Below are 25,940 nucleotides of genomic sequence, written 5' to 3'. Positions count from 1 at the left end.
CGTCAGCGGCCGTTGAACGCGTCCTTCAGACGCGAGAACAGGCCCTGCTGGCCGGGCTGGAACTGGCCGGTGGGCCGCTCCTCGCCGCGCAGCTTGGCCAGTTCGCGCAGGAGGCGTTCCTGCTCGGGGTCCATCTTGACCGGGGTGGTGACCTCGACGTGCACGATGAGGTCGCCGCGTCCGCCGCCCCGCAGGTGGGTGATGCCGCGGCCGTGCAGCGGGACGGACTGGCCGGACTGGGTGCCCGGCCGGATGTCGACCTCCTCCAGGCCGTCGAGCGTCTCCAGCGGCACCTTGGTGCCGAGGGCCGCCGCCGTCATGGGGATGGTGACCGTGCAGTGCAGGTCGTCGCCGCGGCGCTGGAACACCGCGTGCGCCAGCTCGTGGATCTCGACGTAGAGATCCCCGGCGGGGCCGCCGCCGGGGCCGACCTCGCCCTCGCCCGCGAGCTGGATGCGGGTGCCGTTGTCGACACCCGCGGGGATCTTCACGGTCAGCGTGCGCCGCGAACGGATGCGGCCGTCGCCGGCGCACTCCGGGCACGGGGTCGGCACGACCGTACCGAAGCCCTGGCACTGCGGGCAGGGCCGCGAGGTCATGACCTGGCCGAGGAAGGACCGGGTGACCTGGGAGACCTCACCGCGACCGCGGCACATGTCGCAGGTCTGCGCGGAGGTGCCGGGGGCCGCGCCCTCGCCGCTGCACGTCGTACAGACGACGGCCGTGTCGACCTGGATGTCCTTGGTCGTGCCGAAGGCCGCCTCGGCGAGGTCGATCTCCAGCCGGATCATGGCGTCCTGGCCGCGCCGGGTGCGCGAACGGGGTCCGCGCTGCGACGACGTACCGAAGAACGCGTCCATGATGTCGGAGAAATTACCGAAGCCGCCCTGGCCGAACCCGCCCGCGCCGCCGCCCCCGGACTGGGAGAGCGGGTCGCCGCCGAGGTCGTAGACCTGCTTCTTCTGGGCGTCCGACAGGACCTCGTAAGCGGCGTTGATCTCCTTGAACCGCTCCTGGGTCTTCGGATCGGGGTTGACGTCCGGGTGCAGCTCGCGGGCGAGCCTCCGGAATGCCTTCTTGATCTCGTCCTGAGAGGCGTCGCGGCGCACGCCGAGTACGGCGTAGTAGTCCGTGGCCACTTACGACTCCGCCAGGATCTGTCCGACGTAACGTGCCACTGCGCGTACCGCTCCCATCGTTCCGGGGTAGTCCATGCGGGTCGGTCCGACCACGCCGAGTTTGGCGACTGCCTCGTCGCCCGAACCGTAGCCGACCGCGACGACGGACGTGGAGTTGAGCCCCTCGTGGGCGTTCTCGTGCCCGATACGTACGGTCATGCCCGAGTCCGTGGCCTCGCCGAGCAGCTTCAGCAGCACGACCTGCTCCTCCAGTGCCTCAAGCACCGGCCGGATCATCACCGGGAAGTCGTGTCCGAAGCGGGTGAGGTTGGAGGTGCCGCCGATCATCAGCCGCTCCTCCGTCTCCTCGACGAGGGTTTCGAGCAGGATCGAGAGTACGGTGGACACGGTTCCCCGGTCCTCGCTCTCGAAGGATTCCGGCAGGTCCTGCACCAGCTGCGGGACGTCCGTGAAACGGCGCCCCACCACCCGGCTGTTGAGCCGGGCCCGCAGATCGGCGAGAGACGTCTCGCCGAACGGCGCCGGGCAGTCGACCAGCCGCTGTTCGACCCGGCCGGTGTCCGTGATCAGCACGAGCATCAGCCGCGCCGGAGCCAGGGACAGCAGTTCCACGTGCCGCACCGTCGAGCGGGTCAGCGAGGGGTACTGCACGACGGCGACCTGCCGGGTCAGCTGCGCGAGCAGCCGTACGGTCCGGCCCACGACGTCGTCGAGGTCGACCGCGCCGTCGAGGAAGTTCTGAATGGCGCGGCGCTCCGGCGACGAGAGGGGCTTGACGCCCGCGAGCTTGTCGACGAAGAGCCGGTAGCCCTTGTCCGTCGGGATGCGCCCCGCGCTGGTGTGGGGCTGGGCGATGAAGCCCTCGTCCTCCAGCACCGCCATGTCGTTGCGGACGGTGGCCGGGGAGACCCCCAGCCGGTGCCGCTCCGTGAGCGCCTTGGAGCCGACGGGCTCCTCGGTTCCGACGTAGTCCTGAACGATGGCGCGCAGCACTTCGAGTCTGCGTTCGCTGAGCATCGCGCACACCTCCAGCTGTCTACCTCGGTGGTTCTCGGGCCGTTCCCGGGATTCCTCCTGGCACTCGGTGCGTACGAGTGCCAACGATCCCCGGTCAGTGTACGGCGACGGGGTGGTGCCCTAGCAAGGGCGACCGGCCACACCAACCCCGGGAGCGCGCGAGTCGATGCCGATAGCGTCGCCGTATGGACGCCTCTTGGGAAGACTTCGGGTGGGAGCGGCTCGGTCACGGGGTGGGCCGCCGGCGCCTTCCGGTGTGGGACGCGACGGCCCTGCTGGTGGCCGGGGCGGACGGAGTGCTGCTCTGCGACACCGGTGCGTCACTGCGTGAGGGGGTGGAGCTGCGCACCCAGGCGCAGGCGCTGCTCGGCCGGAGGGTGACGCACATCGCACTCAGCCACCCCCATTTCGATCATGTGCTGGGCACGGCGGCCTTCGCCGGGGTGCGCGTGTACGGCGCGGCGGGCACGCGGGAGCTGATGCGGCGGGGGACGGACGGGCTGTACGCCGACGCGGTGAGCCTGGGCCTGCCCGAGCCGGACGCGGCCGAGTCCACCGATGTGCTCGTGGCCCCGGACCACGAGGTGTCCGGGGAGCGCGCGCTCGATCTGGGCGGCGGCCGAAAGGTGCTGCTGGTGAACGTGGGCGCCGCGCACAGCGGCCACGACCTCGCGGTGCTGGTCCCGGGCTCCTCCGGCTCGCCCGCCCTCGTGTTCTGCGGCGACCTGGTCGAGGAGGCCGGTGAACCGCAGGCGGGCCCGGACGCCCGCCCCGCCCGCTGGCCGGGCGCGCTGGACCGGCTGCTGGCACTGGGCGGCGAGGACGCGCTGTACGTGCCGGGGCACGGCGCCGTGGTGGACGCGGCGTTCGTCCGGGCGCAGCGCGAGGCACTGGCGGAACGGTTCGGCGTGTCGTAGCCCTTCCCCGCTTATCGTCGTGCGATGCGCAGTTACCAGCCGGATCTGACCCCGCCGTGGAAGAAGTCCGCCCCCGTCCCCGAGGTGCCCGCCGAGCCCGATCTGGTGGTGGAGGACGTCGCCACCGGCTTCTGCGGGGCGGTGATCCGGTGCGAGAAGACCGCCGAGGGGCCGACGGTGACCCTGGAGGACCGCTTCGGTAAGCACCGGGTCTTCCCGATGGCGCCGCGCGGCTTTCTGCTGGAGGGCCGGGTCGTGACGCTGGTGCGCCCGTCGGCCGGCGGACCGGTGCGGCCCTCCCGTACGGCCTCCGGCTCGGTGGCGGTGCCCGGGGCGCGGGCGCGGGTGGCGCGGGCCGGGCGGATCTATGTGGAGGGGCGGCACGACGCGGAGCTGGTGGAGCGGGTCTGGGGCGACGATCTGCGGATCGAGGGCGTGGTCGTCGAGTACCTGGAGGGCATCGACGACCTGCCGGCGATCGTGCGGGAGTTCGCGCCCGCGCCGGACGCGCGGCTCGGGGTGCTGGTCGACCATCTCGTGCCCGGTTCCAAGGAGTCCCGGATCGCGGCGCGGGTCTCGGACGGCGACGTCCTGGTGGTCGGCCATCCCTACATCGACGTGTGGGAGGCCGTGAAGCCGTCGTCGGTGGGCATCCCGGGCTGGCCGGTGGTGCCGCGCGGCCAGGACTGGAAGACGGGCGTGTGCCGGGCGCTGGGCTGGCCGGAGAACACCGGCGCGGCCTGGCAGCGCATCCTGTCCTCGGTGCACTCCTACCGGGACCTCCAGCCCGAACTCCTGGGCCGGGTCGAGGAATTGATCGATTTCGTCACCCTTCCGGCCTGATGTCCGGTGGATCCTCCCGTCGGTCCCGGGAGTCGGTGCGTCCGGAGACGTTCGTCGGGGCCGTGGTCATCGCGGTCCTGGGTGTGCGGCTCGATGAGATCGGCCGGCTGCCGACCGCGCTGGTGGCCCTGGGGGCGGCGCTGGGGCTCGCCGTCGTCCGGATCACGTATCCGGACGGCCGCAGCCACGCCCGGATCATCCGCGGCCGCGCGGCCGGGGAAGCGCGTCCTCGCCCCGCCGGACTGCCTGCTGCCGAAGTGAGCGCCTCGCCTCAGTCCACGAGGTCGCGCACCACGGCGTCGGCCAGCAGGCGGCCGCGCAGGGTGAGCACGGCACGCCCGCTGTCGAACGGCGCCGGCTCAAGGAGCCCGTCGTCCACCGCCCGGCGGGCCGCCGCGAGTCCGGCGGGGGCCAGCAGGGACAGCGGGCAGCCGTCCACGAGCCGCAGCTCCAGCAGGATGCGTTCGACGCGGCGGTCCTCGGCGGAGAGGATCTCGCGCCCGGCCCCCGGGGAGCGCCCCTCGGCGAGCGCCTGCGCGTACGCCCCGGGATGCTTCACGTTCCACCAGCGCACGCCTCCGACGTGGCTGTGCGCCCCGGGGCCGGCGCCCCACCAGTCGGCGCCGCGCCAGTACAGCTCGTTGTGCAGGCAGCGGCCCTCGGGTGTGCGGGCCCAGTTCGACACCTCGTACCAGGAGTAACCGGCCGCGGCCATCGCCTCGTCCGCGATGAGGTACCGGTCGGCGTGCGCGTCGTCGTCCGTCATCGGGATCTCGCCGCGCTTGATCCGGCGGGCCAGCCCGGTGCCTTCCTCGACGATCAGCGCGTACGCGGAGACGTGGTCGGGCCCGGCGCCGATCGCCGCGTCCAGGGAGGCGCGCCAGTCGTCGTCGGACTCGCCGGGGGTGCCGTAGATCAGGTCCAGGTTGATGTGTTCGAAGCCGGCCGCCCGCGCCTCGGCGACACACGCCTCGGGCCGGCCCGGGGTGTGGGTGCGGTCGAGGATCTTCAGGACGTGCTGCCGGGCGCTCTGCATGCCGAAGGAGATCCGGTTGAAGCCGCCCTCGCGCAGCTCGGCCAGGTAGGCGGGGCCGACGGACTCGGGATTGGCCTCGGTGGTGATCTCGGCGTCGTCCGCGAGCCCGAACTCCTCGCGGACCGCGGCCAGCATCCGGACCAGGTCGGCGGCTGCCAGCAGGGTCGGCGTGCCGCCGCCGACGAAGACCGTGCGCACCGGCCGGGGGTCGTCGCCGAGCACCTTGCGGGCCTGGCGGATCTCGCCGACGAGGTGCGAGGCGTAGTTGTCGCGGGAGGCGAGCGCACCGCCGGAGCCGCGCAGCTCGGTCGCGGTGTAGGTGTTGAAGTCGCAGTAGCCGCAGCGGGTCGCGCAGTACGGCACGTGCAGGTAGAAGCCGAGCGGGCGGCCGGCTGCGCCTTCCAGGGCGTGGCGGGGCAGCGCCCCGTCGTCGGGCACGGGCTCACCATCGGGCAGTACGGAAGGCATACCGTCCATTGTCGCGCGCCGCCCGGCAACCGGACGCCACGCCCGTGCCCCCGCCTACTCGGCCTGGAGGACCAGCAGCGCCAGATCGTCGTCCGGCGGGCGCTCGGCGAAGGCGTGCACGGCGTGTTTGATGCGGTCGGCGATCTCCTCGGCGTTCAGCCCGGCGCAGCCGGACAGGGCGCGGGCGAGCCCGTCGCCGTCGTCGAACATCAGCGGGCCCGAGCGCCGCTCGGTGACCCCGTCGGTGACGCAGAGCAGGCTGTCGCCGGGGGCGAGGTCGAAGCTCTGGGTCTCGTAGACGGCGTCGTCCATGACGCCGAGCAGCAGCTGCGGCTCGGCGGCGGGCCGCACGGTGCCGTCGGGCCGCAGCAGCAGCGGCAGCGGGTGGCCCGCGCTGACCAGGGTGCAGCGGGCGCCGCCGCCGGGCAGCGGAACCAGCTCCCCGTACAGCAGGGACAGGAAGCGGGACTGGCCGCTGTCCGCGGAGTGCTGGCCGCCGGCGGCGGCGACCATGAGCGCGGCGGCCTCGGCGGCCTCCATCGCGTCGTCCAGGAGCAGTCGGTTGAGGCGGACCAGGACCTCGTCGGCCTGGAAGCCCTCGCGGGCCAGCAGCCGCAGCCAGGGGCGGGCGAGCCCGGTGACGACGGCGGCCTCGGGGCCGCTGCCCTGGACGTCGCCGAGCACGAAGCACCAGCGGTCGCCGGGGCACGGGAAGATGTCGTAGAAGTCGCCGCCGACGACCCCGTCGTCGCTCGGTTCGTAGACCAGGGAGCTGGCGACGCCCGGTATCCGGGCGACCTTGCTGGGCAGCAGCCCGCGTTGCAGGATGCGGCTGATGGTGGCCTGCCGGGTGTAGGCGCGGGCCGCGCCGACGGCGAGGCCGACCCGGCGGACGAAGTCCTCTATGAGGGCGGTCAGCTCGTCGGGGACGCGCGCGGTCGATTCGCGGCCCAGGAGTACGGCTCCGAGGGTGCGGCCGCCCGAGGTGATCCGGTAGGCGAGCGCGACGCCCTCGGCCTCGTCCTTCTCCGGTGTCCCGCGGTCCTCGGCGCTGCCGGGCCACGGCATGGAGACGGCACCGGTGCCGACCCGTTCGGGGAGCCGGAGCGGGTCCCCCTCCAGGAGGGCGCGCAGCGGCGGGACGCGGTCCTCGTCCACGTGCCAGACCTTGGCGAGGCGCGGGACGGCCGAGGGGCCGCCGCTCTCGGGCTCCAGCCAGATCGCGCACCAGTCGGCGAGCCGGGGGACGAGTAACTGTGCGGCGAGCGCCGCCACGATGTCCTCGTCCAGCTGTCCGGCCAGCAGGTCGGATGCCTCGGCGAGGAAGGAGAGCGCGCCGCGCCCGGCCCAGTCCCCGTCGTCGCGCAGGGCGCGCCGGGCGGTGGGGGCCAGGAGTTCGGCGGCGCGCAGTCCGCGTTCGAAACCGGGCTCGCCGCGGGCGTCGGGGAAGGGGTTCCAGTCGTCCACGGGCAGGCGGGCCCAGACGGTCTTCAGGCCGGTGCGGTAGGTGACGCCCCAGCGTTCGGCGAGGGTGGCGACGATCTCCAGGCCGCGCCCGTAGTCGGCCGGCTCGCCCGCGACCTCGTCACCGCTCCCGTGGTCGCTGCGCACCGCGCGGGCCGGGTGGTGGTCGGAGACCTCCAGGACGAGGGCGGACGCCTCCTCCTCGGTGGTCTCCTCCAGCCGGAAGAGCAGTTCGACGGTGGTGCCGGCGTGGACGACGGCGTTGGTGACCAGTTCGCTGACGATCGTCGCCGCGTCGTCGGACAGCCGGTCGCTGAACCCCACGGCGGCGGGCAGCCCGAGCCCACTCCACTCGGCGAGCGCGGCGGCGACGAACCGCCGGGCCGCGGAGGGCGCGAGGAGGTTCCCGGGCAGGCTGGTCCGGGCGACCGGCTGTGTGCCGGTGGAAGCGGCGGTGGTTCCGGGACGCTGCACGATGTCCCGCTGCAAGGGAATGGACCCCACAGGGCGGCTCCTGACCTGTTCTCGCTCTGCCTGTTCTCCGTTATGCGCCGCTGACGACACCGACAGAGTGACAGATCGGCCCTCCCGATACGCGCCGAGTTACCGAAGTGGGTGGTGAAGACGGCGCGGCCTGAACGCGCCGGCCCCCCGCGCCGGAGCACGCGGGGGGCTTGCGGGGGGCGTACGAGAGTGGGCGAGCGCCGGGCGAGGCGCCCGTCACGCCTCTCGGGAACCGGCGTACATGTCCTCGATCAGGTCCTTGTACGTGCGCTCGACGACGGGCCGCTTCAGCTTGAGGCTGGGCGTCACCTCGCCGTGCTCGATGTCGAGGTCGCGCGGGAGCAGCCGGAACTTCTTGATCGTCTGCCACCGCTGGAGCCCCTCGTTGAGGCGCTTGACGTAGCCGTCGATGAGCTCGACGGTCTTCGGCGAGGCCACGACGTCCGCGTACGACTTGCCCTCCATGCCGTTCTCGGCGGCCCAGCCGAGGATGGTCGGCTCGTCCAGGGCGATCAGCGCGGTGCAGAAGTTGCGGTCCGCGCCGTGCACCAGGATGTTCGAGACGAACGGGCAGACCGCCTTGAACTGGCCCTCCACCTCGGCGGGCGCGATGTACTTGCCGCCCGACGTCTTGATCAGGTCCTTCTTGCGGTCGGTGATCCGCAGGTAGCCGTCCACGGACAGTTCGCCGATGTCGCCGGTGTGGAACCAGCCGTCGGCCTCCAGCACCTCGGCGGTCTTCTCCGGCAGTCCCTGGTAGCCCTGCATGATGCCGGGGCCGCGCAGCAGGATCTCGCCGTCGTCGGCGATCCGGACCTCGGTGCCGGGCAGGGGTTTGCCGACCGTGCCGGTGCGGTAGCTCTCGCCCGGGTTGACGAAGGAGGCGGCGCTCGACTCGGTGAGGCCGTAGCCCTCCAGGATGTGGATGCCGGCGCCGGAGAAGAAGAGGCCGATGTCGGGGGCGAGCGCGGCGGACCCGGAGACGCAGGCGCGGAGCCGGCCGCCGAAGGCCTCGCGGATCTTGGCGAAGACGAGGGTGTCGGCGACCTTGTGCTTGGCGCCGAGCGCGAAGGGCACGGACGCCTTGCCGGTGCGCCGGAAGTTGTCCTGGGAGACCTTGGCGTACTCGCGGGCGACGCCGGCCGCCCACTGGAAGATCTTGTACTTGGCCCCGCCGCCCGCGCGCGCCTTGGCGGCGACGCCGTTGTAGACCTTCTCGAAGATGCGCGGGACGGCGGCCATGTACGTCGGCTGGACGACCGGCAGGTTCTCGATGATCTTGTCGACGCGGCCGTCGACGGCGGTGACGTGGCCGACCTCGATCTGCCCGGAGGTGAGGACCTTGCCGAAGACGTGGGCGAGCGGCAGCCAGAGGTACTGGATGTCGTCCTTGGTGATCAGGCCGGTGGCGACGGTGGCCTTGGCCATGTACGACCAGTTGTCGTGCGGCAGCCGGACGCCCTTGGGGCGGCCGGTGGTGCCCGAGGTGTAGATGAGGGTCGCCAGCTGGTCGGAGGTGATGGCGTCGACCCGGCTGCGGACCGCTGCCGGGTCCTTCGCCAGGTGCTCGGTGCCCAGGGCCTCCAGATCGGCCAGGGTGAGCACCCAGCCCTCGGGGTCGCCCTCCGCGGCTCCCGCGCCCTGCGCGTCGATGACGACGACGTGGGCGAGGTCCGGCAGCTCGGCGCGGCGCTCGCGGGCCTTGGCCAGCTGGGCCGCGTCCTCGGCGATCAGGACCCGGCTGTCGGAGTCGGAGAGGATGAACGCGGACTCCTCGGCGTTGGTCGAGGGGTAGATCGTGGTGGTCGCGGCGCCCGCGCACATCACGCCGAGGTCGGCGAGGATCCACTCGACCCGGGTGGACGCCGCGAGCGCGACACGCTCCTCGGGGCGCACGCCCAGCGCGATCAGCCCAGCGGCCACGGCGTACACCCGCTCGGCGGCCTGCGCCCAGCTGAGCGACTTCCACTCGTCGGGCCCCCGGCCGTCGGCCGCGGGGACCGGGTAGCGGTAGGCCTCCCCGTCCGGGGTGGCCGCCACGCGGTCGATGAAGAGGGTCGCCACGGAGGGCGGACGGTTCTCGATCATGGTCTGTGTGTCGCTCACGACATCCTCCGGGCCTGCGGCAGTACTTCACGACCGGCTGCTGGTTGCGGTGCGCTCTCCGCCTGTGGGTGCTTGCTGCTGCTTGCTCTGCGTGCTGAAATCCTGCTTGCTTAACTGGCGAGTAACTACGAAGCCGTGATCAGGGTAGAGCGCCCGCGCGCCCCGCGTAAGAGGCAATCGGACCCCGCTTGATAACGAACGGACCCCCGCTCCGCAGCGTTCCTGCGATGCGGGGGCCCGCGTACCTACCTGCCGGTAGGGCTCCTCGTGCTGTTGCGTGCCCTACTTCTTGCCCTTGCTCTCCCCGGCGGACTCGTCGGTCGACAGCACGGAGATGAACGCGTCCTGCGGCACCTCCACGTTGCCGACCATCTTCATCCGCTTCTTGCCCTCCTTCTGCTTCTCCAGCAGCTTGCGCTTACGGGAGATGTCGCCGCCGTAGCACTTGGCGAGGACGTCCTTGCGGATGGCCCGGACGGTCTCACGGGCGATGACCCGGGAGCCGATGGCCGCCTGGATCGGCACCTCGAAGTTCTGCCGGGGGATGAGCTTCTGCAGCTTGGCGACGAGCCGCACACCGTACGCGTACGCCTTGTCCTTGTGCGTGACCGCGGAGAACGCGTCGACCTTGTCGCCGTGCAGCAGGATGTCGACCTTGACGAGCTGGGCGGACTGCTCGCCGGTGGGCTCGTAGTCGAGGGAGGCGTAGCCCCGGGTCTTGGACTTCAGCTGGTCGAAGAAGTCGAAGACGATCTCGGCGAGCGGCAGGGTGTAGCGGATCTCGACCCGGTCCTCGGAGAGGTAGTCCATGCCCAGGAGCGTGCCGCGGCGCTGCTGGCAGAGCTCCATGATCGCGCCGATGAACTCGCTGGGCGCCAGGACCGTGGCCCGGACGACCGGCTCGTGCACCTTGTCGATCTTGCCCTCGGGGAATTCACTCGGGTTGGTGACGGTGTGCTCGGTGCCGTCCTCCATCTCGACCCGGTAGACCACGTTGGGAGCGGTGGCGATGAGGTCGAGGCCGAACTCGCGCTCCAGCCGCTCGCGGACCACGTCGAGGTGGAGCAGCCCGAGGAAGCCGACGCGGAAACCGAAGCCGAGCGCCGCGGACGTCTCCGGCTCGTACACCAGGGCGGCGTCGTTGAGCTGGAGCTTGTCGAGAGCCTCGCGCAGGTCCGGGTAGTCCGAGCCGTCCAGCGGGTAGAGCCCGGAGAACACCATCGGCTTGGGGTCCTTGTAACCGCCGAGCGGCTCGGTCGCCCCGCCGCTCAGCGAGGTGATCGTGTCACCGACCTTGGACTGCCGGACGTCCTTCACCCCGGTGATGATGTAGCCGACCTCACCGACGCCGATGCCGTCGGAGGGGGTCATCTCCGGGGAGGAGACACCGATCTCCAGCAGCTCGTGGGTGGCGCCGGTCGACATCATCCGGATGCGCTCACGCTTGTTGAGCGAGCCGTCGACGACACGGACGTAGGTGACGACACCCCGGTACGAGTCGTAGACCGAGTCGAAGATCATCGCGCGGGCGGGCGCGTCGGCCTCGCCCACGGGCGCCGGGACGTCCCGCACCACGCGGTCGAGCAGCGCGTCCACGCCGATGCCGGTCTTCGCGGAGACCTTGAGCACGTCCTCCGGCCGGCAGCCGATGAGGTTGGCCAGCTCCTCGGAGAACTTCTCGGGCTGGGCGGCCGGCAGGTCGATCTTGTTGAGCACCGGGACGATGGTGAGGTCGTTCTCCATCGCCAGGTAGAGGTTGGCCAGGGTCTGGGCCTCGATGCCCTGCGCGGCGTCGACCAGCAGGATCGTGCCCTCGCAGGCGGCGAGCGACCGGGAGACCTCATAGGTGAAGTCGACGTGTCCGGGCGTGTCGATCATGTTGAGGACGTGGGTGCTGCCCTGGCCCTCGCCGGTGGTCGGCGCCCAGGGCAGCCGGACCGCCTGGGACTTGATGGTGATGCCGCGCTCACGCTCGATGTCCATCCGGTCGAGGTACTGAGCGCGCATCTGCCGCTGGTCGACCACCCCGGTCAGCTGGAGCATCCGGTCGGCGAGGGTCGACTTGCCGTGGTCGATGTGCGCGATGATGCAGAAGTTGCGGATCAGCGCCGGGTCGGTACGGCTCGGCTCGGGCACGTGGAGAGGAGTCGCGGGCACGCAGGGTCCTGATTCTTGAGACGCCGGACGCCGTGTCTCGGGTCGATGTCGGGTCGGGGCGGATCTGTACGTAGCTCCCATCGTCCCACGCCTGCGGGGCGGCGACCGGTTTGGGCCGGTCGGACCGCTCCTGCTACCGTGGGCAGCTGTGCCCCGTGGCTTTCGGGCCGCGCGGACACACCTAGAAATCCAACGAACCTGAAAAGGCTCTTTCGTGGCGAACATCAAGTCCCAGATCAAGCGGAACAAGACGAACGAGAAGGCGCGCCTGCGCAACAAGGCCGTCAAGTCGTCGCTCAAGACCGCGATCCGCAAGGCCCGTGAGGCCGTTGTCGCGGGCGACGTCGAGAAGGCCACCGTGGCCGTTCGCGACGCTTCGCGTGCCCTCGACAAGGCCGTCTCGAAGGGTGTCATCCACAAGAACTCCGCCGCCAACAAGAAGTCGGCGCTGGCTGCCAAGGCCGCCACCCTTCAGGGCTGAGCATTCTGATGTAACCGCCGGAACGGACCACGCGGGCCCTCTCTCCCGCTCCTGCCCGGCACCCGCGCCGCACACCGAACCTGCGTTCGCCACGCGGGTGCGACGCACCAACTCTCACCCCGAGGCCCCGACCGAGCCCTTCCCCAGGACCCGGCCGGGGCCTTCGGCATGCGGCCACACGCCCCCCCATCCGAGCAACACTCACCCCACCGCCAACCGAGGCCGCACTACCCAGAGCCCGCCGGGGCCGCTCCAAGCCCGTCCGGCCGTTGAGGGCACCCGCCCGCAGCCCAGAGCCAGCCCCGGCCTCTTTCGGAGCCCGTCCGGCGATTGAGGACGCCCGGACGGCAAGTTCAAACCCGTCCGGCGATTGAGGACGCCGCGGTCAGCCGGCACCCCACCGCACCGCTAGCGCGCGCTCCGCGCGCCACGCGCGGCGCCCGCCACAGCGACCACCGCCTTCTCCAACGCGTATTCCGGGTCGTCCCCGCCCCCCTTGACCCCCGCATCCGCGTCCGCGACCGCCCGCAGCGCCACCGCGACCCCGTCCGGCGTCCAGCCCCGCATCTGCTGACGCACCCGGTCGATCTTCCAGGGCGGCATGCCCAGCTCACGCGCGAGATCCGCCGGCCGTCCCCCACGCGCCGACGACAGCTTGCCGATCGCCCGTACGCCCTGCGCGAGCGCGCTGGTGATCAGGACAGGGGCAACGCCCGTGGACAGCGACCAGCGCAGGGCCTCCAGGGCCTCCGCCGCCCGCCCCTCGACCGCCCGGTCGGCGACCGTGAAGCTCGACGCCTCCGCCCGCCCCGTGTAGTAGCGCCCGACGATCGCCTCGTCGATCGTGCCCTCGACGTCCGCGGCCAGCTGCGACACCGCGCTCGCCAGCTCCCGCAGATCGCTGCCGATGGAGTCGACCAGCGCCTGGCACGCCTCGGGCGTCGCGGAGCGCCCCAGCGCCCGGAACTCGCCGCGCACGAAGGAGAGCCGCTCGGCCGGCTTGGTCGTCTTCGGGCAAGCGACCTCGCGGGCCCCCGCCTTACGGGCCGCGTCGAGCAGCCCCTTGCCCTTGGCGCCGCCCGCGTGCAGCAGGACGAGGGTGATTTCCTCGACCGGGTCGTCGAGGTACTTCTTGACGTCCTTGACGGTGTCCGCGGCGAGATCCTGCGCGTTGCGCACGATCACGACCTTGCGCTCGGCGAACAGTGAGGGGCTCGTCAGCTCGGCCAGCGTGCCCGGCTGGAGCTGGTCGGGGGTGAGGTCCCGGACGTCCGTGTCGGCGTCGGCGGCCCGCGCGGCCGCCACCACCTGGTGCACGGCACGGTCCAGGAGCAGGTCCTCCTGGCCCACGGCGAGCGTGAGCGGGGCGAGCGGGTCGTCGGTGGAATTCCTTCTGGTGGCCATCGCCGTCCAGCATCCCACGGGCCACTGACAGCCCGGCCGCGGCCGGGTCCGCCGCGTCCCCGCCCGTACCCGAGAATGGACGGGTGAGCGATGAGAGACACGTGCTGGTGCTGCCCGACCGCGACGCCGCCCAGGAGGTCGCGGACGAGCTTGCCGACCGCTTCGGGGTCACCGAGGAACCGCAGCTCGTGCGCGACGCGCTGGCCGGCGAGGACGACGCGGAGGACGCCCAGTGGCTGGTCGTCGTGGAGGACCCGGACCGCCGGCTGGACTCCGCGGCGCTCGACGCGTTCGCCGCGGAGTACGAGGGGTGGCTGGAGGCGCCGTAGCCCGGCCGCCCGGCTGGTCAGCCCTTCGGGACGATCTGGATGTCCATGTCGATGGAGATGCTGGGGCCGACCACCGCGATGCCCCGGGCCAGCATCGTCTGCCAGGTCAGCGTGAAGTCCTCGCGGTGCAGCTGCGTGGTGGCACGGCAGGCCGCCCTGGTCTCGCCCTCCAGCCCGTTCCCGAGGCCGAGGTACTGGGTGTCCAGCGTCACCGTACGGCTCACGCCGTGCAGGGTCAGCGCCCCGCTCACACCCCAGCGGGTTCCGCCCCGGTGCACGAAGCGGTCGCTGTAGAACTCCAGCGTCGGATAGCGGCCGACATCGAGGAAGTCGCTGGAACGCAGATGGTCGTCGCGCATCTGGACGTTCGTGTCGATCGACGCGGCGTCGATGATCACGTGCATCGCCGACTCCTCCATGCGGTCGGCGATCCGCACCGCTCCCGCGAAGGTGTTGAACCGGCCGTGGATGCGGGCCATCCCGATGTGCCGGGCCGTGAAGCCGATCTGGGAGTGCATCGGCTCGATCTCCCAGTCGCCCGGGTCGGGCAGCTGCGGCGGCGTGGTGACCTGGAGGGTCACATCGCCCAGGCTCGCGTGACCGCCCTCGGTGACCGTGGCCGAGCCGTGGAAGGGGGTGAACCCCTCCGCCGTCACGGCAAGCCGGTACTCGCCCGCCGGCACCGTGGCGAGCACACTGCCGTACGGATCCGTCTCGCCCCCGACCACCTTGCGGCCCGCCCGGTCCGTCAGCACGAACTCGGCCTGCGGCACTGCCTCGTTGACCGGGTCGAGCACCCGGCAGCTGAGGACTCCCGCCGAGTCCGGTACCACCAGTCCGGCCAGGGCGTTGCCGCGCGCGGCACCCGTCGCAGTTTTGTTTCCGAACCAACGTCCGAACATCTCCACACACTCCCGGGCGCGCTTTCACCTCGGGCCGAAGGGCAGACGTCGTTGTCGGAGCAGCGGCCCGCCGACGAGCATGCATTCGACCACCCTTGAGGCGTTCGAGGCAAACAGAGCATCTCGCAGTGTCTTGGGTGCAGGTGTTACCGAAGGTCCGAATTGACGGGCAGCCGGTCCAGGCGCACTCCGAAATGCTCGCGATAGGCGGCCAGCACCTCCTCGTCGCTCTCCAGGGGCGTCTCTCGCCGCTCGGAACCCACCGTCGTGAGCAGCTTGCGGCCGGTGAGCGTGATCCGGCCGTCGTCCGTGCAGCGCGAGCAGACCGGGGCCCGGGTGAAGTGGGAGTCGGGCGAGGTGCGGTGGTACCAGGCGCCGGCCCGGAAGTCGGCGAGCACCCGGGGCCGCGTCTCCAGGCGGAGCCGGGGCCTGCCGTCGCACAGCACGTCGAGGTCCCCGAAGTCCTCGCCTCCCCCGGCCGCGACCGGCGTGATCCGGAAGACGCCGCCCGGGTCCTCCTGGTCCGTGCGGTCATCGAGCGCGAGGGGGTGCCGGGCGTGGTCGCCGAAGCCGACGTCGGCGAGCCACGGCCCGGTCCCGTCGTCCGTCTCGACCCGCAGCGCCATGTGGTCGTACGGGATGCCGAGCCGGCCATCGTCCGAGTGGACCCGCGCCTGGAGCAGGGTGACGCGGAAACCGAGTGCCCGCAGCAGTACGGCGAAGGCCCCGTTGAGTTCGTAGCAGAAGCCACCGCGCCGGCCGGCCACGATCTTGTCCAGGAGCGAGTCCTCCGCCAGCACGATGTCCTCGCCGAGGTGGATCGAGAGGTTCTCGAAGGGCACGGTGAGCAGGTGGCGCAGTTGCAGTTCGCGCAGAGCCGGGGCGTCGGCGCGGGCGGGTACGGCCGCGCCGACGCGTTCCAGATACGCGTCGATCGTCTGCGGCAGGTGCGGGTCCATGGGCCCAGTCTGGTCCGGCGCCGCATCACCGCGCCATGAGTCACTGGTCCTAGGTCCGGCGACGGTGTCGCGGGTTCCGCCCGGCGGCTAGCGTGCGCGGCATGACCCGTCCGGAACCGGCTCGCAGCCGCGAACAGCGCAAGCAGGATGTACTCGATCGCCTGGAGAAGGACAAGGACGCCTGGGTGTCGACGGCCTCCGCCGACGGTGTTCCGACCCTGGTGCCGCTGTCGTTCGTGTGGGACGGGGAGGCACTGCTGATGGCCACCCGGCGCACCAACCCGACAGCGGTCAACGTGGCACCGGACGGCCGGGCCCGGATCGCGCTGGGCCACACCCGCGATGTGGTCCTCATCGAGGCGACGGCCGAGGTGGTGGAGGGCCCGGATCTCCCGAAGGCGTCTGGGGACGCCTTCGCCGCGAAGTTCGACTGGGATCTGCGGGGGCGCGCCGCCTGGGTGTACCTCCGTTTCTCTCCGTACGCGGTCAGGGCGTGGCGGGAGTCCAACGAGCAGCCCGGCCGCGACCTGATGGCCGACGGCCACTGGCTGGTCTGAGGCCGGGAGCCCCGGAGAACGGGGACCGGCCGAGGGCACCACCCGCCGGGGAGCGGCCAACAGTTTCGCCCGCCGGGGAGTGGTCCACGCCTCCCTCCGCCTGGGCACGTACGCCGTCATGACCGCCCCACCGCCCGCAGCCCGCTCCCCGTACCCGTCACCGCGATCGCACCGTCCTTGTCGGTGCGCAGCACCACCGCCCCCTGCGCCGTAAGCGCGTCGACCGTCCGGGGCGCCGGATGCCCGTACGGGTTGCCCCGGCCGACACTCACCAGCGCGAACCTGGGCCGGAGGGCGCGCAGCAGGGCACTGTCCTGGTGCGCGGAGCCGTGGTGGGCGACTTTGAGCACGTCCACCCGCGGCATTCCCGGACGGCTGCGCAACAACGCCTGCTGGGCAGGGGGTTCCAGGTCCCCGGGGAGCAGCAGGGTGAGCCCGCCGGCCCGCACGAACAGCGTGACGCTGGCATCGTTCGGGTCCTGCGGCACGGGTCCGGCCACCGGGCCCGTGCCCGCCTCGCCCGGCGGCCACAGCACCTGCCAGTCCAGCGCCCCGATCCGCCGCCGCTCACCGGGGACGGCACGCACCACCGGGACACGCGCCCCAGCCGCCGTTCTCCGGACGAACGCGGCCTGCTCCGGCGGTTCGTCCAGGCTCGTCGTCTGGATCGCGCCCACCGCTCTGCCCCGCAGCACACCGGGCAGGCCCCGCACGTGGTCGGCGTGGAAGTGGGTGAGCAGGAGCAGGGGGACGCGGCTGACGCCCAGTTCGCGCAGGCACCGGTCGGCGAGCCGGGGATCGGGACCCGCGTCGACGACCACACCGGAGCCCCGGCCTACGGCGAGGACCAGCGCATCGCCCTGCCCGACGTCACACATCGCGAACGCCCAGCCGGGCGGCGGCCATCCGGTCAGCACCCGGGTCAGCGGCACGGGGCGGAGCACGGCGAGCACGAGCAGCAGCACCGCGGCCGAGCACACCCAGGGCCGGCGCCCCACCCACCGGGCGGCCAACACCAGCACCACGGTCAGCGCGGCCAGCAGCACGGCGCCGGACAGGCCGTCGGGCCAGTCGGTCTCCGCGCCGGGGAACGCCGCTCCGGTCCTGGCCACCGACGCGATCCACCCGGCCGGCCACCCCGCCACCCGGGCCAGGAGCACGGCCACCGGCATCGCCACCGGCGCCAGGGCCAGCGCGGCGAACCCGAGCACCGTGGCCGGTGCCACCGCGAACTCGGCGAGCAGGTTGCACGGGATCGCCACCAGGCTCACCCGGGAGGCGAGCAGCACCACGACGGGCGAGCACACCGCCTGCGCGGCTGCCGCGGCGGCCAGCGCCTCCGCCAGGCGCGACGGCACCCGGCGCCGTCGCAGCGCCTCGCTCCACCGCGGGGCGAGGGTCAGGAGGGCGCCGGTGGCCAGCACCGACAGGACGAAGCCGTAACTGCGCGCCAGCCAGGGGTCGTAGAGCACCAGGAGCAGAACGGCGGCGCACAGCGCGGAAATCAGGGTCCTGCGCCGCCCGGTGGCGATGGCGAGCAGCGTGATCAGCCCGCACGCGGCGGCCCTGAGCACACTCGGCTCGGGCCGGCAGACCAGGACGAAGGCGAGCGTGAGCCCGCCGCCGAGCAACGCGGTCATCCGCAGCGAGATCCCGAGTCTGGGCGCCAGTCCCCCGCGTTCGGCCCGCAGTGCCCTGCCGGGCGGTCCGATGAGCAGGACGAGCAGGATCGCCAGGTTGGAACCGGACACGGCCATCAGGTGCGTGAGGTCGGTCGCCCGGAAGGCCTCGTGCAGTTCCGGAGTGATCCGGGTGGTGTCACCGACGACCAGTCCGGGCAGCAACGCCCGTGCGTCGGGTCCGAGTCCTTCGGTCGCCCGGCGCAGCCCGGCGCGCAGCCGTCCAGCCGTGCGCTGGAGGAGGCTGGGAGGTCCCGTCACGCGGGGAGGGCCCTTGCCCTCGGGCCGTAGCACCGCGGCGGCCCGCTCGCCCTTGTGGAGGGGCGGCGCCAGCCGTCCGGCGATCCGCAGCCTGGTGGAGGGGAGCAGTCGCTGCCATGCCTCTGTCGCACCGCCGGGCGGGACGATGACCAGCACCGGTGTGCGCAAGCGCACGGCCGTCCGGTCGGGCCGCGTCAACAGGGTGACCTCCGCGTCCAGGAGCAGGGACGCGGGCGTGCTGTGGTCGCCGCGCACCCGGGGGTACGTCCGCCGGGCATCGGAGGTGAGGGTGATCTCCGCCTCGACCCGTGCGAACTGCCGGGCCAGGCCGGGCACCGGCCCCCGGCGCGTATCGGCACCGTGCAGCCCGGCGGAGGCCGCCCCGGCCGCCGCGCAGAGGAGCACCGCCGCGACGGCCGCGACGCGCACCCGCCGATGCGCTCGGGCCGCGGCGGCCCCGCCGTCCCGCGCCTCGTTGCCGCCCGGACTGCCCGTCGCGCGGCGCCGGAGGAGGCCGGGCACCGCGAGGAGGCCGGGCACCGCGAGGAGGCCGGGCACCGCGAGGAGGACCATGGCCGTCCCCAGGCAGAGCGCCACCGCCATCGCCGTCCACTGCCCGGGGGCGCCCACCGCGAGCGCGGCACCGGCCCACGCCGCGGCCGCCGGGGCGAGCAGCCGGAGGTCGGCCGGGCCCTCCTGCCGCGGGTCGGAGACACCCAGCCGCAGGCCCGACGCCGCGTGGACGTCCAGGGCGCTCATGGCTGCACCCGGGGGCGCAGGTCCGCGAACCTGCGGTCGCCGATCCCGTTCACCTCGCGGAGTTCGTCGACGGACCGGAATCCGCCGTGCTCGGTGCGGTACTCGACGATGTGCTGGGCGAGGACGGGGCCGACGCCCGGCAGGCCCTCCAACTGGTCCGCCGTAGCGGTGTTCAGGCTCACCGGCCCTGCACCGCCCCCGGCAGCCGCCGGGCCGCCCGAGGCCGGAGCCGGAGCCGGTGGGGCGCCCACCACGATCTGCTCGCCGTCCATGAGGACCCGGGCCCGGTTGAGGCCCGCCAGGTCCGTCCCGGGACGCGCCCCGCCCGCCGCGTCCAGCGCATCGTCCACCCGCGCCCCGGACGGCAGTCGTTGCAGCCCCGGGTTCCGCACCTTGCCGCTCACGTCCACCACGATCTGACCGCCCTCACCGGGCACGGCCGCCGGACCCGGGGACGGCTCGGGCCGGCCGGTCGCGGCCATGTCCGCGTCCGGGTCGGACACCGGGCCGGGCGGGTGCGCCGCCTCACCGACGACGTCCGGAGCCTCCACTCCCTCGGGACCGGCGGACCAGAAGTGGATCCCGGCGAACACGGCGGCGGCGACCAGGACCACGGCGAGCGCGGCAAGGGTCTTCGGCTCCAGGCCGCATCTGAGCTGCACCCACATCGGCAACCGCTCCCGCACCGCGAGAACCCCCGCCGCCCACCGCCCCATCGGAGCGGAAGCGGCGGACGCGACCGCCTCAGCCGAACCGGGAGCCCCGGCATCCGAGGGCGAGGCCGAGGCCGGGACCGGGACAGCCGAAGACGGGGGCGACGCCGAGGCCGGCACCGCCGAAGACGGGGGCGACGCCGGAACCGAGGCCCGCGCCTCGCCCGGGACCGCCTCGCCTGGGACCGCCTCGCCCGGCGGCCCCGCATCGCCCTCCCCCGGCTCCGCGCCGTCCACTCCCCACCGCGCGACGCGCCCTCCGTACCCGCCCGCCATCAACGCGTCCGCCCGGCTGCGGGCAGCCGCGGCCAGGGCCGCCGCTTCGGTGCGGCCCGTGGTCCGGCGCCGCCGGCCGGGGCCGGGGCCCGTCGCTCGGCGGAAGCGCCCGTCGGAAGCCGGGGTGCGTCCGGGCCCGCTGCCGGATCCGGCCCCCGGTCCGCCGGGTCCGCTGGTTGCACGATGTGATCGGGAAGCCATGCCTCACGACGCTAGGCAGTTCCGCCAAAACCCGCTGAGCGCCAGCGATTTCAGTGGAAAACCGGATCGTTGTGCATAACTCGGCCACTCCGGAGAGTGAAGTCAGCGCGGCGAGACAACCGCGCCCAGCAGCCCCGGGCCGGTGTGCGCGCCGATCACCGCGCCCACCTCGCTGACATGCAGATCCACCAGCGCGGGCACCCGTTCCCGCAGCCGCTCGGCCAGCCGCTCGGCCCGCTCCGGAGCCGCCAGGTGGTGGACCGCGATGTCCACGCGCCCGCTGCCCGCGCGTTCGACGACGATCTCCTCCAGCCGGGCGATGGCCCTGGAGGCCGTCCGCACCTTCTCCAGCAGTTCGATCCGGCCGCCGTCCAGCTGGAGCAGGGGCTTCACGGCGAGGGCCGAGCCGAGCAGGGCCTGCGCGGTGCCGATCCGGCCGCCTCGGCGCAGGTAGTCCAGGGTGTCGACGTAGAAGTAGGTGGAAGTGCCCGACGCGCGCTTCTCGGCCGCCGCCACCGCCTCGTCCAGACCGCCGCCCGCCTCAGCCGTCTCAGCTGCTGAGAGTGCGCAGAAACCGAGGGCCATCGCGACCATCCCCGTGTCCACCACCCGCACCGGCACCGGAGCGTCCTTCGCCGCCAGCAGCGCCGCGTCGTACGTACCGGAGAACTCCGCGGACAGATGGAGCGAGACGATTCCGCTCGCACCGGCTTCGGCGGCGGCCCGGTATGTGCCGGCGAAGACCTCGGGGCTGGGGCGCGACGTCGTCACGGAGCGGCGTTTCTGGAGGGCGAGGGCCAGGGAACGGGCCGAGATCTCGGTGCCCTCCTCCAGGGCCTGGTCACCCAGGACCACGGTCAGCGGCACCGCGGTGATGCCGTGCCGCTGCATCGCGTCGGGCGGCAGGTAGGCCGTGGAATCGGTGACGATCGCGACATGGCGGGACATGAGCGGGAGGTTACCCGCAGGGGCGGGGAGTCGGCAGTCCGACCCCGCGCGATTGATCAGTCATGGTCGCTTCGCATCGCATCCTGCCACGCTCGGTCACCGATGGTCCCGGCGCACCCGGACGGTACCCGGGCGGGCCGGTCGCGGCAGCCACGACCGCACCACACGGCACCGCTCCACGCCGCACCGCACCACACCGCACCACACGGCACCGCACCGCACCGCACCGCACCGCACCGCACCGCACCAACGCTCAGTTCGTGGTCTCGGGCCGGGCCGCCTTCTGCCACGGGTAGGTGGTGTGCCGCCGGGGATCCCGAGCCGTGATGGCCTCCGGCGGTGTCCGGACCCCGCCCGGCGCGTCCGGGGCCTCCGGATCCCCGCCCCGCCCGGCCGGTCGTCCGGGCCGGGCGGCCGGCTCGTCCGTTGTCCAGTGCCGCAGCGCCCCGGCCTCCATGTCGATCTGTGCGTTCAGCGTCGACAGGTCGTCGTCGGCGAACTGACGGGCCCGGTCCCGGGCGGCCCAGCGCAGCGAATCGGCGGACCCGGTGATCCGCTCGGTGCGCTCCTTCAGGCCCGGCAGCCGGGCCGCGACCGTCGCCTTGTCGGGCTCGCGCTCCAGCGCCTTCAGTTCCTCGTCCAGCTCCCGGCCGTGCACCCCGAGCCGCTCGAACAGGCCCAGGGACTCCGAGAGCGAGGCGTCCTCCGCCAGACCCGCCCGCAGCGCCTCCTGCGTGGCGCGCATCGACGTACGCAGCGAGAGGCGGAGCTGCGCCAGCTCGGCGCCCACGCCCAGCTGTCCGTAACTCTTCGCCCGCAGGGCGGTGTCCTCGACGGTGCGGCGGGCCTGCGTGATCGTCCGGTCCACGCCGCGCTTGGCCGCCCCGACGGCCTTGACGGTCGCGTAGACGCCCAGGGCCATGAAGGCGACGACGAGCAGCCCCAGGATCAGGATCACGGCTTCCACTCCCATGAGCGCCCCTCGGATCGTGTGACGGCCTCCGGCACGCGTTCACCGGTCCCCTCCACCGTAAACGCAAAGGGCAGGTTGGGGGTCCTGTCCGAACCCCCAACCTGCCCGTAGGGGAAAGCCCGCACGCCTTCCCCGCCGCGGCCGTGGCTATGCGGGAACGATGTTCACCAGCTTCGGCGCCCGGACGATCACCTTGCGGATACCGGCTCCGTCCAGCGCGGCGACGACGGCCGGGTCGGCCAGGGCCAGCGCCTCCAGCTCCGCGTCCGTGATCGACGGGGAGATCTCCAGCCGCGCCTTGACCTTGCCCTTGATCTGCACCACGCAGGTCACGGTCTCGTCCACGACGTACGCCGGGTCGGCCACCGGGAAGTCCTGGTGCACGACCGACTCCGTGTGGCCCAGCCGGTGCCACAGTTCCTCGGCGATGTGCGGGGCCAGCGGCGCCACCAGCAGCACCAGGGCCTCGGCGACGGAGCGGGGCAGCGGGCCGCCCGTCTTCGTCAGGTGGTTGTTCAGCTCGGTGACCTTGGCGATGGCCGTGTTGAAACGCATGCCGGCCATGTCGCCGCCCACGCCGTCGATCGCCTTGTGCAGCGCGCGCAGCGTGTCCTCGTCGGGCTCGCCGTCCACGACGGTGACCTCGCCGGTCTCCTCGTCGACGATGTTGCGCCACAGCCGCTGCAGCAGCCTGTACTGGCCGACGACCGCACGCGTGTCCCAGGGCCGCGACACGTCCAGGGGACCCATCGCCATCTCGTACAGACGCAGCGTGTCCGCGCCGTACTCGCCGCAGATCTCGTCGGGCGTGACGGCGTTCTTCAGGGACTTGCCCATCTTGCCCAGGACGCGGGAGACCTTCTCGCCCTGGTAGTAGTACGCCCCGTCGCGCTCCTCGACCTCGGCCGCCGGGACCGCGATGCCGCGGCTGTCCCGGTAGACGAACGCCTGGATCATGCCCTGGTTGTACAGCTTGTGGAACGGCTCGGCGGACGAGACGTGGCCCAGGTCGTGCAGCGCCTTGGACCAGAAGCGGGCGTACAGCAGGTGCAGGACGGCGTGCTCCGCACCGCCCACGTACAGGTCGACGCCCCCGGTCGGCTGCCCCTCGCGCGGGCCCATCCAGTACTCCTCGATCGCCGGGTCGACCAGCTTCTCGGAGTTGTTCGGGTCCAGGTAGCGCAGCTCGTACCAGCAGGAACCGGCCCAGTTGGGCATGGTGTTCGTCTCGCGGCGGTACTTCTTCGGGCCGGCGCCGTCGCCCAGGTCCAGCGTGACGTCGACCCAGTCGGCGTTGCGCGACAGCGGGGTCTCGGGCTGGGTGTCGGCGTCGTCCGGGTCGAAGGTGCGCGGCGAGTAGTCGTCGACCTCGGGCAGCTCCAGCGGCAGCATCGACTCGGGCAGCGGGTGGGCGATGCCCTCCTCGTCGTACACGATCGGGAAGGGCTCGCCCCAGTAGCGCTGGCGGCTGAACAGCCAGTCGCGCAGCCGGAAGTTGACGGTGCCCTCACCGACGCCGTGCTCCTTCAGCCACTCGGTGATCCGGGCCTTGGCCTCGGTGACGCCCAGGCCGTTCAGGGAGACCTCGTCGTTGGCGGAGTTGACCAGCTTCGCGTCGTACGAACCGAAGGCGTCCTCCCACGTCGAGGCGTCCGTGCCGCGGTCGTCGGACGGCTCGACCACACAGCGCATCGGCAGCTCGAAGGCGCGCGCGAAGGCGAAGTCGCGCGCGTCGTGCGCCGGTACGGCCATGATCGCGCCGGTGCCGTAGCCCATCAGGACGTAGTCGGCGATGAAGACGGGGATCTTTTCGCCGCTGACGGGATTGGTGGCGTACGCGCCGGTGAAGACGCCCGTCTTGTCCTTGGCCTCGGCCTGCCGCTCGACGTCGGACTTGGCCGCCGCCTGCTTGCGGTACGCGGTGACCGCCTCGGCCGGGGAGGCGTGGCCGCCCGTCCAGACCGGGTGGGTGCCCTCGGGCCAGGCGGCGGGGATGATCCGCTCGACCAGCTCGTGCTCCGGCGCCAGCACCATGTACGTGGCGCCGAACAGGGTGTCCTGGCGGGTGGTGAAGACGGTGATGCTGCCCGCGCCGTCGACCGGGAAGTCGACCCGCGCGCCCTCGGAACGGCCGATCCAGTTGCGCTGCTGCAGCTTGATGGCCTCGGGCCAGTCCAGCCCGTCCAGGTCGTTCAGCAGCCGGTCGGCGTAGGCCGTGATGCGCATGTTCCACTGGCGCAGCTTGGCCTTGAAGACGGGGAAGTTGCCCCGCTCGGAGCGGCCGTCCGCGGTGACCTCCTCGTTCGCCAGGACGGTGCCCAGGCCGGGCGACCAGTTGACCGGGGCATCGGAGGCGTAGGCCAGCCGGTAGTCACCCAGCAGGTCCGCGCGCTCGGAGGCGCTCAGCTCGCTCCAGTCACGGCCGTCCGGGGTGGCGCGCTCGCCGCTCTCGAACTGGGCGACCAGCTCGGCGATCGGCCGGGCCCGGTCCGCCTCGGTGTCGTACCAGGAGTTGAAGATCTGCAGGAAGATCCACTGGGTCCACTTGTAGTACTCGGACTCGATCGTGGCGAACGAGCGGCGCTTGTCGTGGCCCAGGCCCAGCCGGCGCAGCTGCGCCGTCATGTTCTCGATGTTGGCCTCGGTCGAGATCCGCGGGTGGGTGCCTGTCTGGACGGCGTACTGCTCCGCGGGCAGGCCGAAGGCGTCGAAGCCCAGGGTGTGCAGAACGTTGTGGCCGGTCATCCGCTGGTGGCGGGCGAAGACATCGGTGGCGATGTAGCCCAGCGGGTGGCCGACGTGCAGCCCCGCACCCGAGGGGTACGGGAACATGTCCATGATGAACTTCTTCGGCTTGGCGGCCAGCTCCGGGTCGCTCGCCAGGTCGCCGGTCGGGTTGGGCGCCTCATACGTGCCCTCGGCGTCCCAGAAGTCCTGCCAGCGTGCCTCGATGTCGGCGGCCATCGCTGCCGTATAGCGGTGCGTCGCAGCGGCGTCGGCTGCGGAATTCGTCTCGCTCATGATCCTCAAAGCTCCATCGATCGTCATCTGCCGGCGCCCACGTTTACGGACACTCGTCCACGGAAACGAAAAATCCCCTCGCACAGGAGGGGACGCCGCGCCGATGCCGACCAGGCATTCTCACCGGTCGGGACTGATCAGCGCGGCTCGCTAAGCAGAAGGCCTACGGCACGCATGGCGTCAGGGTACCGCACGGCCCCGGTCCCTCTCCGGGCGGTTGTCCCCGCCGGACTCCGCGCACACGGAACAGCGGGCCATCCGAACCGGATGACCCGCTGTGTTCCTTCTTCACTGTGGAGCTAAGGAGAATTGAACTCCTGACCTCTTGCATGCCATGCAAGCGCTCTACCAACTGAGCTATAGCCCCTCGTTGCGCCGCCCGGTCTCCCTGGCGACATCGAGAACAGTACCGGTCACCCCGGCCGTCCACCAAATCGATTCCGGTCCGTCCGGTTTTCACCGGCCGGAGGCGGGGAAGCCGTCACGCCGTGGCGAAGGAGTAGAAGCGTTTGAGGGTGCAGTGCTCCTCCAGGAGCCGGCCGTAGATCGGCTCCCCCTCCAGCTCCCGGTAGGTCTCGATGGGGTCGCCCTTTATGATCAGCGCCCGCGCGCACTCCTCGCACCAGTACTGGTAGTCGGCGTTGACGGGGTCCATGTCCCTGACGATGGGCGTACCGCTGCCGCACCAGTCGCACTTCCGCCTGTGTGCACCCATGGGTCAGCTCCGGCTCCGGCGGACGAGTGGCGGCTTCGGGACCTCGTGGCGGCTCCCAGGCATCGCGCACACCCTCCCGTTCGGTCCGTCGCCCCCTCCGGCGGTCCGATT

20 protein-coding genes and 1 tRNA gene are annotated in these 25,940 nt (G+C 72.3%); 5 read left to right on the top strand and 16 right to left on the bottom strand.

Features of this window, described 5'->3' with window-relative positions:
- Window positions 1-2 precede the first annotated feature (2 nt).
- Window positions 3-1,139 carry a molecular chaperone DnaJ gene (gene dnaJ, locus B082_RS0109920; RefSeq protein WP_018551645.1) on the bottom strand — a complete coding sequence of 379 codons (1,137 nt, stop codon included), beginning with the start codon at window positions 1,137-1,139 and terminating at the stop codon, window positions 3-5.
- Window positions 1,140-2,156 carry a heat-inducible transcriptional repressor HrcA gene (gene hrcA, locus B082_RS0109915; protein WP_018551644.1) on the bottom strand — a complete coding sequence of 339 codons (1,017 nt, stop codon included), beginning with the start codon at window positions 2,154-2,156 and terminating at the stop codon, window positions 1,140-1,142.
- Window positions 2,157-2,341: 185 nt separating this feature from the next.
- On the opposite strand from hrcA, the gene B082_RS0109910 reads away from it, so the two are divergent.
- Entirely contained in the window at window positions 2,342-3,073 is a 732-nt protein-coding gene (locus B082_RS0109910; protein ID WP_018551643.1) for an MBL fold metallo-hydrolase, read from the top strand.
- 24 nt (window positions 3,074-3,097) lie between these two features.
- Window positions 3,098-3,916, top strand: a complete 819-nt coding sequence (locus B082_RS0109905; RefSeq protein ID WP_018551642.1) for a DUF3097 domain-containing protein — start codon at window positions 3,098-3,100, stop codon at window positions 3,914-3,916.
- A 271-nt stretch (window positions 3,917-4,187) separates the two neighbouring features.
- Here B082_RS0109905 and hemW read toward each other — a convergent pair whose 3' ends face one another.
- The 4 genes from hemW to lepA form a co-directional block, all read right to left on the bottom strand.
- Window positions 4,188-5,420, bottom strand: a complete 1,233-nt coding sequence (gene hemW / locus B082_RS0109895; protein WP_026249613.1) for a radical SAM family heme chaperone HemW — start codon at window positions 5,418-5,420, stop codon at window positions 4,188-4,190.
- Between the two features lie 54 nt (window positions 5,421-5,474).
- Entirely contained in the window at window positions 5,475-7,373 is a 1,899-nt protein-coding gene (locus tag B082_RS0109890; RefSeq protein WP_018551640.1) for an ATP-binding SpoIIE family protein phosphatase, read from the bottom strand.
- Between the two features lie 231 nt (window positions 7,374-7,604).
- Window positions 7,605-9,494 (bottom strand): AMP-dependent synthetase/ligase, encoded by a 1,890-nt coding sequence (locus B082_RS0109885; protein WP_018551639.1) that lies wholly within the window; start codon window positions 9,492-9,494, stop codon window positions 7,605-7,607.
- 282 nt (window positions 9,495-9,776) lie between these two features.
- Window positions 9,777-11,651 (bottom strand): translation elongation factor 4, encoded by a 1,875-nt coding sequence (gene lepA / locus B082_RS0109880; RefSeq protein WP_026249612.1) that lies wholly within the window; start codon window positions 11,649-11,651, stop codon window positions 9,777-9,779.
- 214 nt (window positions 11,652-11,865) lie between these two features.
- On the opposite strand from lepA, the gene rpsT reads away from it, so the two are divergent.
- A complete protein-coding gene (gene rpsT / locus B082_RS0109875) occupies window positions 11,866-12,132 on the top strand; it encodes a 30S ribosomal protein S20 (protein ID WP_018551637.1) in 267 nt (88 codons plus the stop codon).
- Window positions 12,133-12,540: 408 nt separating this feature from the next.
- On the opposite strand, the gene holA is transcribed toward rpsT, so the two are convergent.
- The gene (gene holA / locus B082_RS0109870) at window positions 12,541-13,536 is read right to left on the bottom strand and encodes a DNA polymerase III subunit delta (protein ID WP_018551636.1); all 996 of its coding nucleotides are present in this window, start codon (window positions 13,534-13,536) and stop codon (window positions 12,541-12,543) included.
- An 83-nt stretch (window positions 13,537-13,619) separates the two neighbouring features.
- Here holA and B082_RS0109865 point away from each other — a divergent pair, with 83 nt between their 5' ends.
- Complete coding sequence (locus B082_RS0109865; RefSeq protein ID WP_199783781.1) at window positions 13,620-13,865, top strand: hypothetical protein; 246 nt, start codon at window positions 13,620-13,622, stop codon at window positions 13,863-13,865.
- 17 nt (window positions 13,866-13,882) lie between these two features.
- Here the strand turns inward: B082_RS0109865 and B082_RS0109860 are convergent, their stop codons facing one another.
- Window positions 13,883-14,767, bottom strand: a complete 885-nt coding sequence (locus B082_RS0109860) for a YceI family protein (protein ID WP_018551634.1) — start codon at window positions 14,765-14,767, stop codon at window positions 13,883-13,885.
- A 146-nt stretch (window positions 14,768-14,913) separates the two neighbouring features.
- Window positions 14,914-15,726 carry an arylamine N-acetyltransferase family protein gene (locus B082_RS0109855; RefSeq protein WP_018551633.1) on the bottom strand — a complete coding sequence of 271 codons (813 nt, stop codon included), beginning with the start codon at window positions 15,724-15,726 and terminating at the stop codon, window positions 14,914-14,916.
- 101 nt (window positions 15,727-15,827) lie between these two features.
- Between B082_RS0109855 and B082_RS0109850 the strand changes: the two genes are divergently transcribed.
- Entirely contained in the window at window positions 15,828-16,283 is a 456-nt protein-coding gene (locus tag B082_RS0109850) for a pyridoxamine 5'-phosphate oxidase family protein (protein ID WP_018551632.1), read from the top strand.
- 116 nt (window positions 16,284-16,399) lie between these two features.
- Here B082_RS0109850 and B082_RS0109845 read toward each other — a convergent pair whose 3' ends face one another.
- The 7 genes from B082_RS0109845 to B082_RS0109815 form a co-directional block, all read right to left on the bottom strand.
- A complete protein-coding gene (locus B082_RS0109845) occupies window positions 16,400-18,982 on the bottom strand; it encodes a ComEC/Rec2 family competence protein (RefSeq protein WP_018551631.1) in 2,583 nt (860 codons plus the stop codon).
- Window positions 18,979-19,650 (bottom strand): helix-hairpin-helix domain-containing protein, encoded by a 672-nt coding sequence (locus B082_RS40385; protein ID WP_018551630.1) that lies wholly within the window; start codon window positions 19,648-19,650, stop codon window positions 18,979-18,981. The genes B082_RS0109845 and B082_RS40385 overlap by 4 nt, the downstream gene beginning before the upstream one ends.
- A gap of 624 nt (window positions 19,651-20,274) precedes the next feature.
- Window positions 20,275-21,120 carry a DegV family protein gene (locus B082_RS0109835; RefSeq protein WP_018551629.1) on the bottom strand — a complete coding sequence of 282 codons (846 nt, stop codon included), beginning with the start codon at window positions 21,118-21,120 and terminating at the stop codon, window positions 20,275-20,277.
- 253 nt (window positions 21,121-21,373) lie between these two features.
- Complete coding sequence (locus B082_RS0109830; RefSeq protein WP_018551628.1) at window positions 21,374-22,087, bottom strand: hypothetical protein; 714 nt, start codon at window positions 22,085-22,087, stop codon at window positions 21,374-21,376.
- A 153-nt stretch (window positions 22,088-22,240) separates the two neighbouring features.
- On the bottom strand, window positions 22,241-25,114 hold the full coding sequence (leuS, locus tag B082_RS0109825; RefSeq protein ID WP_026249611.1) for a leucine--tRNA ligase: 2,874 nt from the start codon (window positions 25,112-25,114) through the stop codon (window positions 22,241-22,243).
- 294 nt (window positions 25,115-25,408) lie between these two features.
- Window positions 25,409-25,481, bottom strand: a tRNA-Ala gene (locus tag B082_RS0109820).
- 114 nt (window positions 25,482-25,595) lie between these two features.
- Window positions 25,596-25,829, bottom strand: a complete 234-nt coding sequence (locus tag B082_RS0109815) for a hypothetical protein (RefSeq protein ID WP_018103228.1) — start codon at window positions 25,827-25,829, stop codon at window positions 25,596-25,598.
- Window positions 25,830-25,940 lie beyond the last annotated feature (111 nt).

It is taken from the genome of Streptomyces sp. ATexAB-D23, from assembly GCF_000373645.1.
GTDB lineage: Bacteria > Actinomycetota > Actinomycetes > Streptomycetales > Streptomycetaceae > Streptomyces > Streptomyces castrisilvae.
The sequence above is the reverse complement of the archived record's forward strand: the minus strand, read 5'-3'. Positions and strand labels throughout refer to the sequence as shown.